15 protein-coding genes are annotated in these 15584 nt (G+C 28.8%); 7 read left to right on the plus strand and 8 right to left on the minus strand.

Annotated features, from left to right (window positions below):
- Nucleotides 1–138: 138 nt before the first annotated feature.
- Entirely contained in the window at nt 139–999 is an 861-nt protein-coding gene (locus GOQ27_RS04385) for an AraC family transcriptional regulator (RefSeq protein WP_203365617.1), read from the minus strand.
- 318 nt (nt 1000–1317) lie between these two features.
- On the opposite strand from GOQ27_RS04385, the gene GOQ27_RS17040 reads away from it, so the two are divergent.
- Together GOQ27_RS17040 and GOQ27_RS17045 are read left to right on the plus strand one after the other, a co-directional pair.
- Entirely contained in the window at nt 1318–2292 is a 975-nt protein-coding gene (locus GOQ27_RS17040; RefSeq protein ID WP_350445878.1) for a phytoene desaturase family protein, read from the plus strand.
- A 93-nt stretch (nt 2293–2385) separates the two neighbouring features.
- Entirely contained in the window at nt 2386–2793 is a 408-nt protein-coding gene (locus GOQ27_RS17045) for a phytoene desaturase family protein (protein ID WP_252187745.1), read from the plus strand.
- A gap of 111 nt (nt 2794–2904) precedes the next feature.
- Here GOQ27_RS17045 and GOQ27_RS04395 read toward each other — a convergent pair whose 3' ends face one another.
- The 3 genes from GOQ27_RS04395 to GOQ27_RS04405 form a co-directional block, all read right to left on the minus strand.
- Nucleotides 2905–3681, minus strand: a complete 777-nt coding sequence (locus GOQ27_RS04395) for a CPBP family intramembrane glutamic endopeptidase (RefSeq protein WP_203365618.1) — start codon at nt 3679–3681, stop codon at nt 2905–2907.
- 355 nt (nt 3682–4036) lie between these two features.
- Nucleotides 4037–4846 carry an ABC transporter permease gene (locus tag GOQ27_RS04400; protein WP_203365619.1) on the minus strand — a complete coding sequence of 270 codons (810 nt, stop codon included), beginning with the start codon at nt 4844–4846 and terminating at the stop codon, nt 4037–4039.
- A complete protein-coding gene (locus tag GOQ27_RS04405) occupies nt 4836–5009 on the minus strand; it encodes a sulfonate/nitrate/taurine transporter ATP-binding protein (protein ID WP_203365620.1) in 174 nt (57 codons plus the stop codon). Before GOQ27_RS04405 ends, GOQ27_RS04400 begins: the two co-directional genes overlap by 11 nt.
- Nucleotides 5010–5168: 159 nt before the next feature.
- Between GOQ27_RS04405 and GOQ27_RS04410 the strand changes: the two genes are divergently transcribed.
- The gene (locus GOQ27_RS04410; RefSeq protein ID WP_203365621.1) at nt 5169–7202 is read left to right on the plus strand and encodes an ATP-dependent nuclease; all 2034 of its coding nucleotides are present in this window, start codon (nt 5169–5171) and stop codon (nt 7200–7202) included.
- On the plus strand, nt 7195–8604 hold the full coding sequence (locus GOQ27_RS04415) for a UvrD-helicase domain-containing protein (protein ID WP_203365622.1): 1410 nt from the start codon (nt 7195–7197) through the stop codon (nt 8602–8604). The genes GOQ27_RS04410 and GOQ27_RS04415 overlap by 8 nt, the downstream gene beginning before the upstream one ends.
- A 5-nt stretch (nt 8605–8609) precedes the next feature.
- Here GOQ27_RS04415 and istB read toward each other — a convergent pair whose 3' ends face one another.
- Nucleotides 8610–9353 carry an IS21-like element helper ATPase IstB gene (istB, locus tag GOQ27_RS04420; RefSeq protein WP_203365623.1) on the minus strand — a complete coding sequence of 248 codons (744 nt, stop codon included), beginning with the start codon at nt 9351–9353 and terminating at the stop codon, nt 8610–8612.
- Between the two features lies 1 nt (nt 9354).
- A complete protein-coding gene (istA, locus tag GOQ27_RS04425) occupies nt 9355–10830 on the minus strand; it encodes an IS21 family transposase (protein WP_203365624.1) in 1476 nt (491 codons plus the stop codon).
- A 165-nt stretch (nt 10831–10995) separates the two neighbouring features.
- On the opposite strand from istA, the gene GOQ27_RS04430 reads away from it, so the two are divergent.
- Entirely contained in the window at nt 10996–11670 is a 675-nt protein-coding gene (locus tag GOQ27_RS04430; RefSeq protein ID WP_203365625.1) for a 3'-5' exonuclease, read from the plus strand.
- 464 nt (nt 11671–12134) lie between these two features.
- On the opposite strand, the gene GOQ27_RS04435 is transcribed toward GOQ27_RS04430, so the two are convergent.
- Entirely contained in the window at nt 12135–13757 is a 1623-nt protein-coding gene (locus GOQ27_RS04435) for a recombinase family protein (RefSeq protein WP_203365626.1), read from the minus strand.
- A 156-nt stretch (nt 13758–13913) separates the two neighbouring features.
- Between GOQ27_RS04435 and GOQ27_RS04440 the strand changes: the two genes are divergently transcribed.
- Nucleotides 13914–14078: a hypothetical protein gene (locus tag GOQ27_RS04440; RefSeq protein ID WP_203365627.1), complete on the plus strand. Its 165-nt coding sequence runs from the start codon at nt 13914–13916 to the stop codon at nt 14076–14078.
- A 78-nt stretch (nt 14079–14156) separates the two neighbouring features.
- Here the strand turns inward: GOQ27_RS04440 and GOQ27_RS04445 are convergent, their stop codons facing one another.
- Complete coding sequence (locus GOQ27_RS04445) at nt 14157–14657, minus strand: hypothetical protein (RefSeq protein ID WP_203365628.1); 501 nt, start codon at nt 14655–14657, stop codon at nt 14157–14159.
- Nucleotides 14658–14934: 277 nt separating this feature from the next.
- On the opposite strand from GOQ27_RS04445, the gene GOQ27_RS04450 reads away from it, so the two are divergent.
- Nucleotides 14935–15584: hypothetical protein (locus GOQ27_RS04450; RefSeq protein WP_203365629.1), on the plus strand; the 650-nt coding region annotated here is incomplete at its 3' end.

Below are 15584 nucleotides of genomic sequence, written 5' to 3' on the forward strand. Positions count from 1 at the left end.
GAGTCAGTTTAGTTTGGCAATATGCCTCTTTTTTAAACTGTCTACTTTATAGGGTCCATTTTACATAGCCTATACCTTTATATTTTACGTAGATTATATAAGAAGCAGATTTCTTAAGATTAAATTAATAATCATGATTTACTTCTTCTTTACAGGAATCCAAATTTCACAAAATACATTTTCACCTAAATTCTCTGAGTAAAGTTCAAAATCAGTATCATCAAGCATGCTATACTCTGAGCTAGGAAGAAACTCTGAAAAAATCCTTTCCCATATTTCTCCTATACATTCAGGATCTTTACCAATACACTTAAATACAGCCCATAATGTAGGTTTTACCTCCCATATTTTATATCCTTCTGGCACAGTATCACCACTATATTCCATACCAATACCATAATCAAAATGTGTACTTTCTTTTGATATGGGGGCACAAACTCCATAAACATCGTAATTACTAGCCTTTTGTTTTAGAACATTAAACACTCCATTTTCACTAGATTCTTTCCAAAAGTCTGGTATATCAGTATTTCCTTCCTCTGAAATTATTTCATTTTTAAATTTTCTAACTTTAGCTAATAGTTTAAATGGTTCTCTTTCCTCGATCCTATAGTCCATAACAGTACCACCTTCCAATTTTATTTTAATTATGAGGGGATTAAAAGATTTTAATTCTGTACCTGCATTCCTTGCTTTATTTGGTGATATACCATGAAATCTTGTAAATGCTTTAGTAAAACTTTCTGGGGAATCGTAACCATATTTCAATGCTATATCAATCACCTTTGCATCCGATATAGAGAGTTCTTGTCCTGCCATAGATAATCTTCTATTTCTAATATATTTATTTGCTGTAATATTAGTAACTAAACTAAAGGTTCTATGAAAATGATAGTTGGACATATAGACATGTTTTGCTACATCTTCGTAGGTAATCGGTTCCAATATATTTTCTTCCATATAGTCAATCGCCCTCTGCAAGTTTTGAATAAAATCCATTTTTCGCACCTCCATGTATAAATTGTACCAAGATATAACTGTTATTTCCTATCCTACCTTGCTTAAAGTTGTCAATATATTACGATTTAATTAAATATAATTTTACTATTGTTGTATTAAAAAAGTTCTACATGAAATAGGATAATACCTTTAAATTTATTGATTTTTGTTATAGAGCTATTGTTAAAGTATTTGTATACTTTGAATAATTGTTACATCAGATACTAGATATAGATGTATTAACTTATTTTAAAAGGAGAAGATACTAATAGGTCATAGTATAAGGAGGAGATCCTAATCAGTAAAAATGTAATAATTATTGGAGCTGGAGTAGGTGGATTAGCTACAGCAGTTAGGTTATTAAGTAAAGGATATTCAGTAAAGGTCTATGAGAAAGAACAAAATATAGGTGGAAAGGTAAATCAAATAGAAACAGATAATTTTAAGTTTGATTTAACTGCTTCAATTTTGATGACACCAGAAGTATATAAAGAGGTATTTGAATATGCAGATAAAGACTATAGAGATTATTTAGAATTTTTAAGTGTAGATCCTATATATAGAGTTAATTATAGTGATGGAACTAGACGTGATTTTTCTACTGATATAACAAAATTATCTGAAAATCTTGAATCAATTTCTATAGATGATTGTCATGGATACCTTAGATTTTTAGGTGATGTTTACAAAAAATATCAAATTGCAAACAACTTTTTTTTACAAAGGACCTTTAGAACTCCATTAGATTTTTTTAATCCTAAAATTCTAAGTCAAGCCTTAAGGTTAAGAACACTTTCAAATTCTTATAGATTTATTTCAAAATATATTGAAGATGAAAATTTACGTAAATTTCTATGTTTTCAATCTCTATATGTAGGGATTTCACCTTATAATGGGCCTAATATTTATACTCTGGTACCAACCATATCACAGATTTATGGTCTATGGTACCTTAAAGGAGGAATGTATTCCTATATAAAAGCTCTTGAACGTCTTATTTTTGAATTAGGTGGTACAATCGAGAATAATACAAATGTAGAAGAAATATTAATTTCTGAAGGTAAAGCCATTGGAGTTAAAACAAATACAAATAAACAGTATGGAGATATTATTATTTGTAATGCTGATTTTCCATATGCAATGAATGAACTTATTAAAGATAATAGATGGAAAGGAAAGTACTCTTCAAAAAAAATATCTGAGATGAAATATTCATGTTCAACTTTTATTATATATCTTGGGTTGAAGAAGAAATATCCAGACCTAACGGTACATAATATGTATTTGGGATAGGACTTTAAAGAAAATATAGAAAATGCATTCAAAGGTAAATTACCAAAAAATCCTTCATTATATATATATTGTTCAAGTAGTATAGATGAAACTATGAGTACAGAAGGCATTGAATGTTTAAGTATTGTTGTTCGTGTTCCAAACCTTTTATTTAATAATACTACTTGGGATGAGAAAACTATAAACATTTTGAGACAAAGGGTTATAAACTCTATTTGTAAGATTAAAGGATTAGAAGATATAGAAGAAAAGATAGTGTATGAAAGTTATCTTACGCCTAAAGACTTAGAAGAAAAATTTAATTCTTATGGAGGAGCAGGCTTTGGTTTAAGTCATACTCTTACTCAAACAAATTACTTTAGACCTCATATAAAATCACCAACAGTGGAAAATCTTTATTTTGTAGGGAGTTCTGTTCATCGTGGTACAGGAGCATCTATAGTATTGCTTGGTAGTAAACTTGTAACTGAAGAGGTTATAAAAGATACAAAGAATAGATAGTTTATATTGTCTTTGAAAGTATTATAAAAATAGTAAGCCTTCTTTATATTTATAACTTAAAAAACCCCCTATGGTTTTTAGAGGGAGAATTTTAAAAAGTATTATATTGTTTTATACTCTTTGATCTTTGAATTGTATTTTACTTAGTCTTAATGATTGTTTTAACTTAAATATTAAATAAATTCCATAAAGGGTGTACAAGGTAGTTAATACTATTAGTACCAAGGTCTCTTTCTCAGAAATACTGCTATTCGTCATTAATGCAAGAGCATCATATAGAAAATGAAATGCTATTAATGGAATAATATTATGAACTATAGTTATAAGCGTTGAAAGAATTAATCCTACTAAAAATGCATTTACTACTTGTAAGATGACAGAGGTTAAATTTTTTCCACTAAATGCATTTGCTACATGGAGAATACCAAAGAATGTAGAAGAAAAAACAATGAAATAAATCTTGCCTTTAAATTCTAGCTTTTTCTTAATAATTCCTCTAAATATAGATTCCTCTGTGTATCCCACTAAAAATGCAAAAATAAGAATAATAAAAACTTCTATTATTTTAAGATCGGTATCAAAACCACCAATAAGAGGGTGGACTAATGCTATAACAAGTAATGGTATGTAGTATAAAACTTCTTTTGATTTGGAAATATTCAATTTTTCAAAACCGAACTCTGATAAGGATCTCTTTCCATTTTTCATATATAGAGTAATAATAATTGCTACAAATAAAAATGCCAGTCCTTGAGCAACTAATACTCCTATGTCAGTTAATTCTAATGCCACAGCAATTGCAGATGCTACAGTGATACATAATATTAGTAATAAGCCTAAAAGAATTGAAAACATAATTGGTCTTTTATATGATACTTTTTCTTTCATACTTTCCCTCCTAGTATTATAATTTAAATAATGCTTTTAAGAATCATATAGTGATATGCTACTAATCCCGTATTCTCCAAAATACTAGGTTATATATATAAATAAATTCTTGAGAGTTATGTCATATTTATTAACAATAAATATATATCAATAGTATTATACAATTATAAAATAATCAATCTTTAATGAGAAAGATTAAAAAGATAGATGGGCTAGTACAATTCCACAAATAAAAGAGTTCCTTATTACTATTTTCATTTTAAAGATGCAGAAGGAAACATTATTGAAATAGCTTATTATCCTAAATAGATTCTATATGAATACAATAAAAAACCAAGCTCAAATGAACTTGGTTTTACTGTCTCCACTTCATATATTTCTTCTCTATAAGAGCTACACCTTGATACATCACTGCAGCCAGTATTGCTAATACCATAACACTCATCATAACTAAATCTAGTTTAAATACTTGACCACCATATACTATCAAATATCCTATTCCAGCTTTAGATACTAAGAACTCTCCAACTATTACCCCTACCCAAGATAAACCAATATTTATCTTTAAAGAACTAATCATCGCGGGAACACTAGAGGGAAGAATAACTTTTCTAAGGGTCTGAAATTTAGTAGCACCAAAGGTTTTTAACATCTTTACTTTTTCAGGATCTACTTCCTTAAACCCATTATATACATTCATAATGGTAACCACAATTGAAACTGAAATAGCAGTAACAATGATTCCCGAGTATCCTGCACCAACCCATAGAATTATGATAGGGGCTAATGCAGTCTTAGGCAAACTATTTAATACTACTAGGTACGGATCTAATACTTTTGATATAAACTCAGACCACCATAGTAATATTGCTATAAGAATACCTAGTATAGTTCCAGCAACAAAACCAATAACATTCTCCATCAATGATATACCTATATGATTAAATAAAGAACCATCTCTAACTAATCTAAAAAATAGTTTAAACATTGCAGAAGGGTAACTAGTTAAAAATGCATCAATAAACTCAAATTGAGCTAATAGTTCCCATATACCGAAAAACAATACAAGTATACTAACTTGACTAAATCTAATGTATTGTTTTCTTCTCTTTATAGATTTTATATATCTCTCATGTTCTTTTGATAAATTATTATTATTTGACATGAATATCTAGCTCCTTCCATATTTGATTAAAATAATCTTTAAACTCAGGAGCTTCTCTAGATTTCATAGGACTTCTCTCACAATTAGGACAGGTAAGATTGATATCTATGATGTCCTTTATATAAGCTGGTCTATTAGATAGAACTACAACTTTGTCTGCCATAGATATAGCTTCTGCTATGTCTACGTAATGATGGAAGAAAATTGAAGAAATATAAGGAAAATAGTAGAAAAATAGTAGAAAAAAAGAAGGGAATAGAATTTACTATGAAGAATAATTATATAGAGCATTTGTTGTGATGAGAAATAAGGGGGACTAGTTGTGTATTTAAAGAGCTTTCGATTAGAAAATTTTAGAAAATTTGGTGAAAGTAACAATGCTGTTGGATTTGTTGATTCGCGAGGTTTTAAAGGTAACGAAAACAGAAATAAAAGTATAAATATTGCAAAAACTACTACATTGATTGTTGGGAAGAACAATACTGGTAAGACTACAATTATTAAAGCTCTAGAATATTTACTAGATAAAAGTTCTGGACTTAGTTTTACTGATATTAATATGAACTACTTGAAAAAAACATTTGATGATTATGTAACTTCCAAGGCTACAGACAATATAGTTCCTGCTATACCTAAAATTAAATTTGAAATAGTTATTGGATTAGAGGATGATAGTACTGATCTCATTAGCAATCTTGTTCCTTTTATAACAATTGCTAGTGCTCAAGATTCTGAGTTAACTATTCGTGTGACATACGAACCAGAAAATATTGAAGAATTTATAAGTAATTTAGATGAAGTAATAGTAGATGACCACAATGAATATGAAAAATATGTTAAGTTAGTAAAATCTACACCATTTAAAATTCGATACTACAATGCTAGTGATGAGCCTGTTAAGAATTTTCAGTTAAGACAATTAATTGAAATGCGATCTATTAAAGCTAATAATGTTACTAGTGAAAACTGTCTTTCTAAAGCATTTAATAAGATTGTTAAGTATCGAGCTTCTATACTTGAGCAGAATAGTGGTGTCAAAGGAACTTTAGAATCATTTAATAAGTCAGTCACTGAACAACTACATTCAGAGCATACAGATAGTATTAATCAATCTGTAGGGAAAATTAAGTCATCTGAGCATATTAAAGTTCGTCTTAGCTCAAATATTTCATTTAATGATATGCTTAATAAACTAGTTAGGTATGAGTATGTTGAGAATGATCTTTTTATACCTGAGAATCAATTTGGTTTGGGATATACTAATCTTATGATGATAATTGCAGATCTTATAGAGTATATGGAGAGGTATCCGGAAGATTCTTTTAACAGTAAAATAAACTTAATATCTATAGAAGAACCAGAAACTTTCATGCATCCTCAAATGCAAGAAAATTTTATAAAGAGTATAAATGAAGCAATTATAACTTTGCTTGAAGGAAGGAGTAAGAATGTCAATAGTCAGCTGATAATTACAACACATTCATCACATATACTAAATAGTAAAATACATAGTGGTGGTTCATTCGACTACATAAATTATATAACTTGCAATAATAAAGAATCGGAAGTTGTTTGTTTAAAAGATGGTTTAGTTGCTCCAAATGAACCAGGAGATGAAAATGAAGAAAAAAACAAGAAAGATTTTGAGTTTCTTAAGAAACATATAAAATATAGAGTTTCTGAACTTTTTTTCTCTGATGCGGTTATTTTTGTTGAAGGAATTACAGAAGAAGTATTATTGAACTATCATTTAGATAATGATGAGATGTTGAATAAACACTATATTACAGTTTTTAATATTAATGGCTCTCACGGTCTTGTTTATCACAATTTAATACAAGCATTGAGAGTACCAACATTAATAATAACAGACTTAGATATAAAACGAGAAGAAGAAGAGAAAAAAAATTATTTAAAAATGTCATCAGTTGATGGTCGAGTTACTACTAATCAGACGATAATTAAATACAATGAGAATGGAGAATCAATTGAAACAATCAGCTTAAATGTACCAACCGAAAATATGAAAATTGTGTATCAATGTCAAGATAAAGGTGTGTATCCTACAAGTTTTGAAGAAGCATTTATATTGGCAAATCATGACAATGATATTCTGGAAGAAGTGCTAAAGGAAGTAAAGAGAAATACATATAATAAAATAGTAAATGATGAAGGTGGACTAAAAGAACAGACCTATAAACTTCAAAGAAAACTATCCAATAACAAAAGTGACTTTGCTAATAGTCTGTTATACAGATATCTTCAGGAGGAAACACATGAAAGTATTCCAATATTACCACAATACATTATACATGGATTATCTTGGTTGAAAACCAAATTGAATGGAGGTGAGTAATATATCATTCCAAGTAATTACTAGTGAAAACCTTCAAAGAGAAAAAGATATACAAGCCCAGATAAACATGAGAATTGATAGTAATGAATGTCTGATTTTTGATTCTGGCGCTGGGGCTGGAAAGACTTATGCATTGAGAGAAAGTCTTAGGCACGTGATAAGAAATCATGGAAGACGTTTGATTGAACATGGACAGCAGATAATTTGCATTACCTATACAAATGTAGCTACAGAGGAGTTAAAAGAGCGTTTAGGACACTCTGATATTGTTTTAGTTTCTACTATACATGAAAGAATGTGGGATCTGATTGGAAAATATCAAAATGAATTAGTGGAAATTCATAAAAGAAAATTACAAAATGAAGTAACTGAAATGAAGGATGATATTAATTCAGAAAGATTTCAGAAGTTTAATGAATTAGCAGATTCGGAAAAAGAGGATTTCAAAGATTTAATGAATCAATTGAAGTCAGAATTTTATAGATGTTATGATATGAAAAGTACTGATTATAGAAGAGAGTTTGGTTCTCAAATAAGTAGATTTAATGCTTTATTACATAATATAGGAACATTTAGAAAATTAGTCTCAATAATTTATAAGATTGAGAGATATGAAAAAGCACTAATGAGAATTGAGGAAGGTGATCCAAAATACAATAAAGTTCAATATACAACGAGAGTTAATAATGATAGAATGGATAAGATGCAAATAAGTCATGATACACTAATTGAATATGGTAGCAAAATGTTTGAGCAATATGACATGTTAAGACGTATTGTTATTGATATGTATCCATATATTTTTATTGATGAATATCAAGATACAAATCCTTTGATTGTAAAGATAATGAATTGGCTTTCTAAAACAGCTCATAAAATTGGCCATCCAATTTTTATTGGTTACTATGGTGATTCGGCACAGAATGTTTATGAAGAAGGAGTTGGGAACTTATTATTTCAAACTCATTCTGGACTAACACAAATTATAAAAAAGTTTAATCGGAGATCAGCATCTGAAGTTATTGATGTGATAAATAGAATTAGATCAGATGGGATTGATCAGGTTTCTATATATGAAGATAGTAACTGTGGAAATGTTGAGTTGTATGAAGGTTCTAAAGATCAAATATCAGTGATGTTGGAGAAGTGTAAGACAGATTGGTCTATTGATTATGAGAATAAGATGAATTGTCTTGTTCTAACCAACAAATTGGTGGCAGAACAAACTGGGTTGCCGAACTTTTATAATGTTGTTAGTAAAATGCCATGTTATTCTGTTGGTAGAGGATATGAACAGCTTAACACTGAATTACTTAGTAGTGATTTATCTAAATTAGGGTACGTGTTAGTGTCAAGGAAAAACCCTCAAAAAAGGGAAGGAAAATCCACCACCTCAGTATAAAGAAATTAACTTTGCTTTATCCTTTGTTTCTGTTCTTTCATTCTAAAACTATCTCCCTTTATTAAAATTAAATGGCAGTGGTGCACAATTCTATCAAGAATTGCAGTGGCAAGAATTCTGTCATGAAAAATGCTTCCCCAGTCATCAAATGGCTTATTTGAAGTAATTATCACTGATCCTGTCTCATATCTTTTAGAGATAATCTCGTAAAAAAGATCCACGATATTCTCATTTAGTTGTCGAAAGCCAAGCTCATCTAATATTAATAAGTCTGGTGTTAAATAATATTTAAGCTTACGATGATAAGAATTATCTGCTTTAGCTTCGAAAAGTGATTCCATCATTTCAGATACTGAAGTGAATAAAACCTTATAACCTTGCTGAAGAGCTTTCACACCAAGACTTACTGATAAATGAGTTTTACCTGTACCTGGTGGACCTATAAATACTATATTTTCTTTTTTTCTAATATACTCACCAGTAGCAAGGTTATATATTTCTTGCCTGTTAAGTTTAGGTTGAAAGTTAAAGTCATACTCTTCTAACGTCTTAATGGAAGGAAACCTAGCATTTACAGTTCTTTTTCTGTAGCTATTATCTTTTCGATTGGACATTTCATCATCTAATAGAAGTTCTAAAAATTCTATGTAAGATAATTTTTCTTTTATGGCTTGCTCATTTCTAATTTCAAAGGTTTTTGCTACTCCAGAGAGCTTTAATGTCTTCAAATCTTTAGTAATATTATTCATTTTATCTCACCTCCTTCAAACTTAAGAGGTTTGCATACTCAGAGAGAGGTCTATGAATATCATTTTCTGCTTTGGAGATTAGACTTACTCCTGTATCTGTAGGTTGCTCATAAATTCCCTTTTCACATATATTTTTAAGAGTTTGATATTTAATAGAGCCGAAGGCTAACGCCCTTTTACACGCCTTTTCAACTATATCACTACCAAACTTATCTTTAAGTTTAAGGACACCATATATAGGTTTCCCCCAGTGATTTTGATTTTTATCTAAAACTTTATCAAAAAATTCCAAAGCACTAGGGCCTATTTCAAGCATTTTTTGTCTATACTCATATTGAAGTTGTGTTTTAGTTTTTACTTTATACTCGGGGTAATGGATATTGTTGGTGGAGAACAATCCCTTACCCTCTATTTTTATATGAGTAGCAATTAGCTCATAATGACTATATATTTTAATTAGTTTATCGGATATCTTTAATGTTACATCTTCTCCTATATTCTTATATGGAACTGAATAAAAGTTACTATCATAGCTTATGTGACAATTAACATTTACTTTTCTAGTAGTCCATATTCCAAAATCATATCCTTTAGGGTTAATTGAGCGGAGAGTTTGTTTCTCTTTTTCTTGGAATACTTCCTTCGGAATTCTTTTTGTTGTTCCATGTATCCTACTATTACATCTGTTCTCAAGCCAATTAGATAAACCTTTTTTATATTCTTCATAACTATTGAAGCTACGCCCCTTGAAGAAATTATTTTTCACATATTTAACTCCCGATTCTATTTTTGCTTTATCTGTAGGAGTTCTTACCCTGCAGGGTATTGATAAAAAGCCATAATACTTATTAAATGCTTCATATTCTCTTTGGTATATTGGTTCATAAAAATTAGCTTCCAGTATAGCTGCTTTAAGATTATCTATTTTAACTGTTTCAGTAACTCCTCCAAAATATCTAAAAGCGTTTTCATGACACTTAATGAAAGTTCTTACTTCTTGATTAAATACTATTTCACAATACATCAACCTTGAATAACTAAGTATCATACAGAAGACCCATGCCTTCTTAATATCACCCGAAGGGTTAGGTATTTTACCTACATATCCGAAATCTACTTGAGCTTCTTCTCCAGGAAGAGTAGTATTAACCATATATACTCTACTATTTGAATCCTTATATTTTTTTACATATTTCTTAATGGTATCATAGGACCCTGTATATCCGGTTTCTTCTGATATATCTTGATATATTCTCATTGCACTTAATTCTTGCTGAATTTTAATATGTATTATTTCTTTATATGGATCTAGGATAGAAGCTACGTTTTTTCTCTTTATTTCTTCACCATTCTCTATTTTCTTTAATACATTTCTTACTGTTCCTCTATCAATTTCCAACATTTCAGCTATTTGAGTCTTATTATATCCTTTGTCAAAAAGGGTTTGTATTGTTGTATACATTGCTTCCCTCAGCACCTTTCTTTCCTCCTTTAATCAAAAATGTTTTCTTTTAATTCTTGACTAAAGAGGATATTTTAATATATTACTGAGGGATTTTCTTTCCCTTTTTTGATGAATTTATTTTACCATTAACAGTACGCACAGAGAATAATTTATGAGTTTGTTGATCATTTTATTAATGTGAAGGATAATCAATCGCCCATATGTGATATATTTCCTATAAAAGTATTGAGAAAAATGAATATATCTCAACTTAGAGAAGTACTGAAAATTATAAGTAGTATTGATGTAGAGAAGTTTGGTGAATATATAGATGAATTGATAAAGATATATGAAAGTTTGGAATTAGAGTTATATAAAGAAGCAATTTCAAGTCTGTTTCCTAATGAGATCGTATCAAAGGAATCACTCTTTGATGTAATTAGAAATAGTTGGTCAATGCGTAATACAGATGAAGAAGTGGAACAGATGAGAGTACTGATAAACGAACTACTTAATGTCCCTATGGAAGAACTTAAGAATTGGCATAAGTTGATAAGAAACAATCAAGTTAGTGAAGTTAATTATTATACTTATCATGGAACAAAAGGTCTTGAATTTGATAATGTATTAATACTAATGGAAAAAAGATTTGGAAGAGATCCTAATTATTTTATTAAATTTTTCCAACAGTATCAACAAAGACAAAACCTTGCTGGTGAAGAGAAAAAAAAGTACGAAAGAGTCAGGAATTTGCTTTATGTATCATGTTCCAGAGCTATTAAAAATCTTAGAATATTGTTCTTGGATGATATATCCCCATATCGTGAAGTTTTTCAAGAGATTTTTGGTGAAATTAGACAGTTTGATAATTAGTCTTATACTATATAATTGAGAATGGTTAACACCAAAAAATTATATAAGACATAATAAGAGAGGATACTATAGATGCAGAAAATCGTCCTATAAATAAAATTAGTTACTAGTAACAAAATCATTTTTTGTGGCTAAAAGAAGTGATATATTTAAATTTAATAATAAGAAAGCTAGATTTATTAGAATAAGTATTTTATAAAATGTTTTGATTGTCCATAGATATAAACCTTTAAAAAGGTGTAGAAAGAGATGTAGATGAATCTATAGACATATGGGAAAATAAATGTCATATGAAAGATCAGGTGGTGTAGTATGTTAAATTAAGTAGAGATGAGGGGTATATAATTATATTCAACAAAATATAAAATTATTTTTAATAGGGAGAATAAGTAGATTTATATTTGTAGATAGGATATTAAATAAATTAGTTTAAATATAAAAATACAGCAATAAAATATAATATTTTATTGCTGTATTTTTATATTTAATTTTTCACCATTCCATAATATTACTTTAACAATCCTAGCAAATAATTTATTCTTTTCTTTAAATTTCAGGTTATCCACATTATTAGAGAAATGTTTTATCAACTCTAAATACTCAACTATTCTCTCTCTTTTTTCATTTAACACTTTTGATTCATGTTCCATGTTTTTCAGCCTTAATTCCAATTCTTTAATCTTCTTATCAAATTTCTCAATCTGTTCAATTATATACTTTGATACACTGGAGCCTTTACTTTCTGCAAGTTGAAGGGTAAGATTACTTACTGACTTCTTATATCTTTCCAATTCATCTATCAATTCTTCTTTCTGAGACTTATCATCTGGAGAGGATTCTATAATTCTACTTTCCATTTTTTTTAGATACTCATAAACATCTATATCTAAAGAACCTAGTTCTTTTATCTTATCAATAACATATTTATCAGCTTTTCTACCATTAAGGTTTTTGGTATTACATTTAGTACTTCTTGATCTTTCTTTTAAAAGGCATTTGTAGTAGTAATAAACTTTGTTATTTTTTCTAGAGGTAATAACTCTCATTTTAGAACCACAATTTTTACAAGTAAGTAGGGGAGTTAGCAGACCTACTTCACTGGTACCAGAACGAGGTGCTTTTTTACTATTTCTAATTAGCTGCTGTTGAACTTTAATCCAATCGTTAGAATGGATAACTCCTTTATGTTTACCTATAGCAACAATCCAATCTGATTTATCTTTTCTAGCTATATTTCCTTTTCTTTCATCGTGCTTATTATAGACCATTAATCCATTTTTGCCATCAAATTCATCTATAGTATCAGCAATATCAGAATCATGACTTTTGAAGTACTTATAGATATTCTTATCCGCTATAGCATAAACAGGATTACTAAGTATTACTTTTAAGATACTTTTATCAAAGTATTTTCCAGTCTTAGTCTTAATATTATTTTCTAAAGTCCAGCTCTCTAATTGCGTGAGGGATCCTAATTCAAGATATTTATTATATAATGTCTTAACTTGATTTAATTCTTTTTCTACTGTAGATAATATGTACATTTTTCGTTCTATACCATCCTTATCTTTATAAGAGACTTCTTTACTTATATAGCCCATAGGAGTTTTACCCCCTAGCCATCTACCTGATCTAGCTAACTCATACATATTATCTTTGATTCTTTCAGCTATAGTTTCACGTTCTAATTGAGCAAAGACTGAGGATATGTACATCATAGCTCTTCCCATAGGGGTAGAGGTATCAAATTGCTCTCTTATTGATACAAAGTCAATATTATTATCTAGAAGAGTTTCTATAAGAGAGGTAAAGTCAGCTATATTTCTACTAATACGATCTAGACGATAACATATTATAACGTCAAACTTTTTCTTATTCGAAGCTTCCATCATCTCTTTGTACTTAGGCCGGTCGGTATTACCTCCAGAATAGCCTTCATCCTCATATAGAATTATTTCTCCAACTTGAAAATGATTATAGGCATACTCTTTACATAATTTTACTTGGTTTTCAGTAGATTCACCTTTTCCAGTAAATTTCGATTTACGAGCATAAATAGCTATAGTAGAAATGACCGTCACCTCCATTAATGAAATAATAAGCTAATATTACATCATATGCTGTTTTTGGAGTCTAAAATGATTAATTAAAAGATTTAAGAGAAAATTTACTAGATATATGGGATTTGTGTAGAATAGTACAACCTCATCTAACAATATCCTTTAGAAAGGGGAGAGGACAAAATGTGTAACAAGATAGATGTAGTACTCAATATTGAAAATGATGAAAAATGCAAAGAAGTATTTGCAGAAGCACTAGCTGAGCTTATAATAGATAGAATAAATGCTCTCCCCTCTAATCAAAGGATGATAGTGTATAAGGGGTTATTGGAAAAGTTGAAAAAGTAAAGAGATAGACACTGAGTAAGCAATACAAAAGAGGTAGGAATATTCCTATCTCTTTTGTATTGCTATATTTGTTTAAATTTAAAATATTTCTTTAATCCATTTCCATATCTTTTTGAAAAAAACACTAATTCCAGAATTATGTTTAATGGGCTCTTCATTAGAAGTTTCTGCTTTTGATATTTCAGAATCTTTATTTGAAGTTGTTGTCATCTCTAAAGTTCTAACCTTCTGTCCTTCGATGACTTTTATTTTGTCTTTCCCTAAAGCATCATAAACATAACTGGCATTTTCTTCATTGTAAGGTATGATTCCTATATCTATATATTGAGTAATAGGATTAATTCCAGTAGTAACTACAGTAATTCCTCTTTCTTCAAAATCTTTAATATGTGTTTCAAATATATACTTATCAACCTCTCTATGTCTTTCAATCAATTCATTATCGATTACATCTCCGTTAGTTGATATTTCTTCTTTTTTTAGTGTTCTGGTCTCATCTTCATCTAAGCTAGCAAAAACATTAGTGGATAATCCAACAATTAAGTATATTATCACAAGTATTTTAATAATTTTATTCATATATACCACTCCTTATTTTTTTAGGATTTACTACTTAGACGACAGACTATTTAAAAAAGTTCCATTTTATAGTTGTCCATTCTTGATTATATTTATTAACAGAGATTTGTAAAGAGCAATAAACTAGTTGAATATTATTCATTAGATGAAGATTCATAGCTATCTATTACTGAGTTTCTTAACATATTAAATTAATAATTTGTAAAGTTCTAATTGAAGGAGTTTTTGTAAAAAAATAGAATTAAATATATAATATATTGAAAAAAGGGGAGAGAAGATGTCACAAAAGATAATTAGAGTATTAATTGGGATATTAATTGTATTGCTATTTACTAACTTTTATACAATAACTAAATTATCTTCATTTAGAGATATAGAATCAGAACTATACTATATGGGGCAAAGATTAGATGATCAAGCTCAAGAATTAAACTATATTAGGGAAGAATTACATAAGATCAATGAGAAAGAAAAACTAATTGGATCCCATGATTACTTTATAGAAAATATAAATAATAATTATGAAAAAGCTAACGTAGAAATAGAGATTGAATTTAATAAATTAAAAAATAACTCTACTCCATATTTAATCTATTCAATACAAGGAAACGAGAATAGTAGTGAAAAAGTAGAATTAACTAATGATACAGGTTTAAAATATAAAGATGAATTAGTACTATCTTATTCTTATAATTATGATGTACAAATAATTATAGAAAATGATGAAGAAATGATAATTGAAGAACTTGCATCCATAGAACTATTAGGAAATTTTAATAAGAGATTATCTTTGATGGTATGGCCTAAAGAATATAAAGAAAATAAAAAAATAGAATATGAAATTCAGATATTTAATAGTTCAGTAGAAGATCCTCGATTGGCTCTTAAAGAAATCAAAGCAGATGTATATTATAATGATAAAGTTAT

Source organism: Anaeromonas frigoriresistens (genome assembly GCF_016820655.1).
GTDB classification, from domain to species: domain Bacteria; phylum Bacillota; class Clostridia; order Tissierellales; family SIT17; genus Anaeromonas; species Anaeromonas frigoriresistens.

Excerpts from the sequence above, each read along its gene's own strand:
- GOQ27_RS04385 (WP_203365617.1), bottom strand. The coding sequence starts at position 999 with ATGGATTTTATTCAAAACTTGCAGAGGGCGATTGACTATATGGAAGAA.
- GOQ27_RS17045 (WP_252187745.1), top strand. The coding sequence starts at position 2,386 with ATGAGTACAGAAGGCATTGAATGTTTAAGTATTGTTGTTCGTGTTCCA.
- GOQ27_RS04395 (WP_203365618.1), bottom strand. The coding sequence starts at position 3,681 with ATGAAAGAAAAAGTATCATATAAAAGACCAATTATGTTTTCAATTCTT.
- GOQ27_RS04400 (WP_203365619.1), bottom strand. The coding sequence starts at position 4,846 with ATGTCAAATAATAATAATTTATCAAAAGAACATGAGAGATATATAAAA.
- GOQ27_RS04405 (WP_203365620.1), bottom strand. The coding sequence starts at position 5,009 with ATGGCAGACAAAGTTGTAGTTCTATCTAATAGACCAGCTTATATAAAG.
- istB (WP_203365623.1), bottom strand. The coding sequence starts at position 9,353 with ATGAATAATATTACTAAAGATTTGAAGACATTAAAGCTCTCTGGAGTA.
- GOQ27_RS04435 (WP_203365626.1), bottom strand. The coding sequence starts at position 13,757 with ATGGAGGTGACGGTCATTTCTACTATAGCTATTTATGCTCGTAAATCG.
- GOQ27_RS04440 (WP_203365627.1), top strand. The coding sequence starts at position 13,914 with ATGTGTAACAAGATAGATGTAGTACTCAATATTGAAAATGATGAAAAA.
- GOQ27_RS04445 (WP_203365628.1), bottom strand. The coding sequence starts at position 14,657 with ATGAATAAAATTATTAAAATACTTGTGATAATATACTTAATTGTTGGA.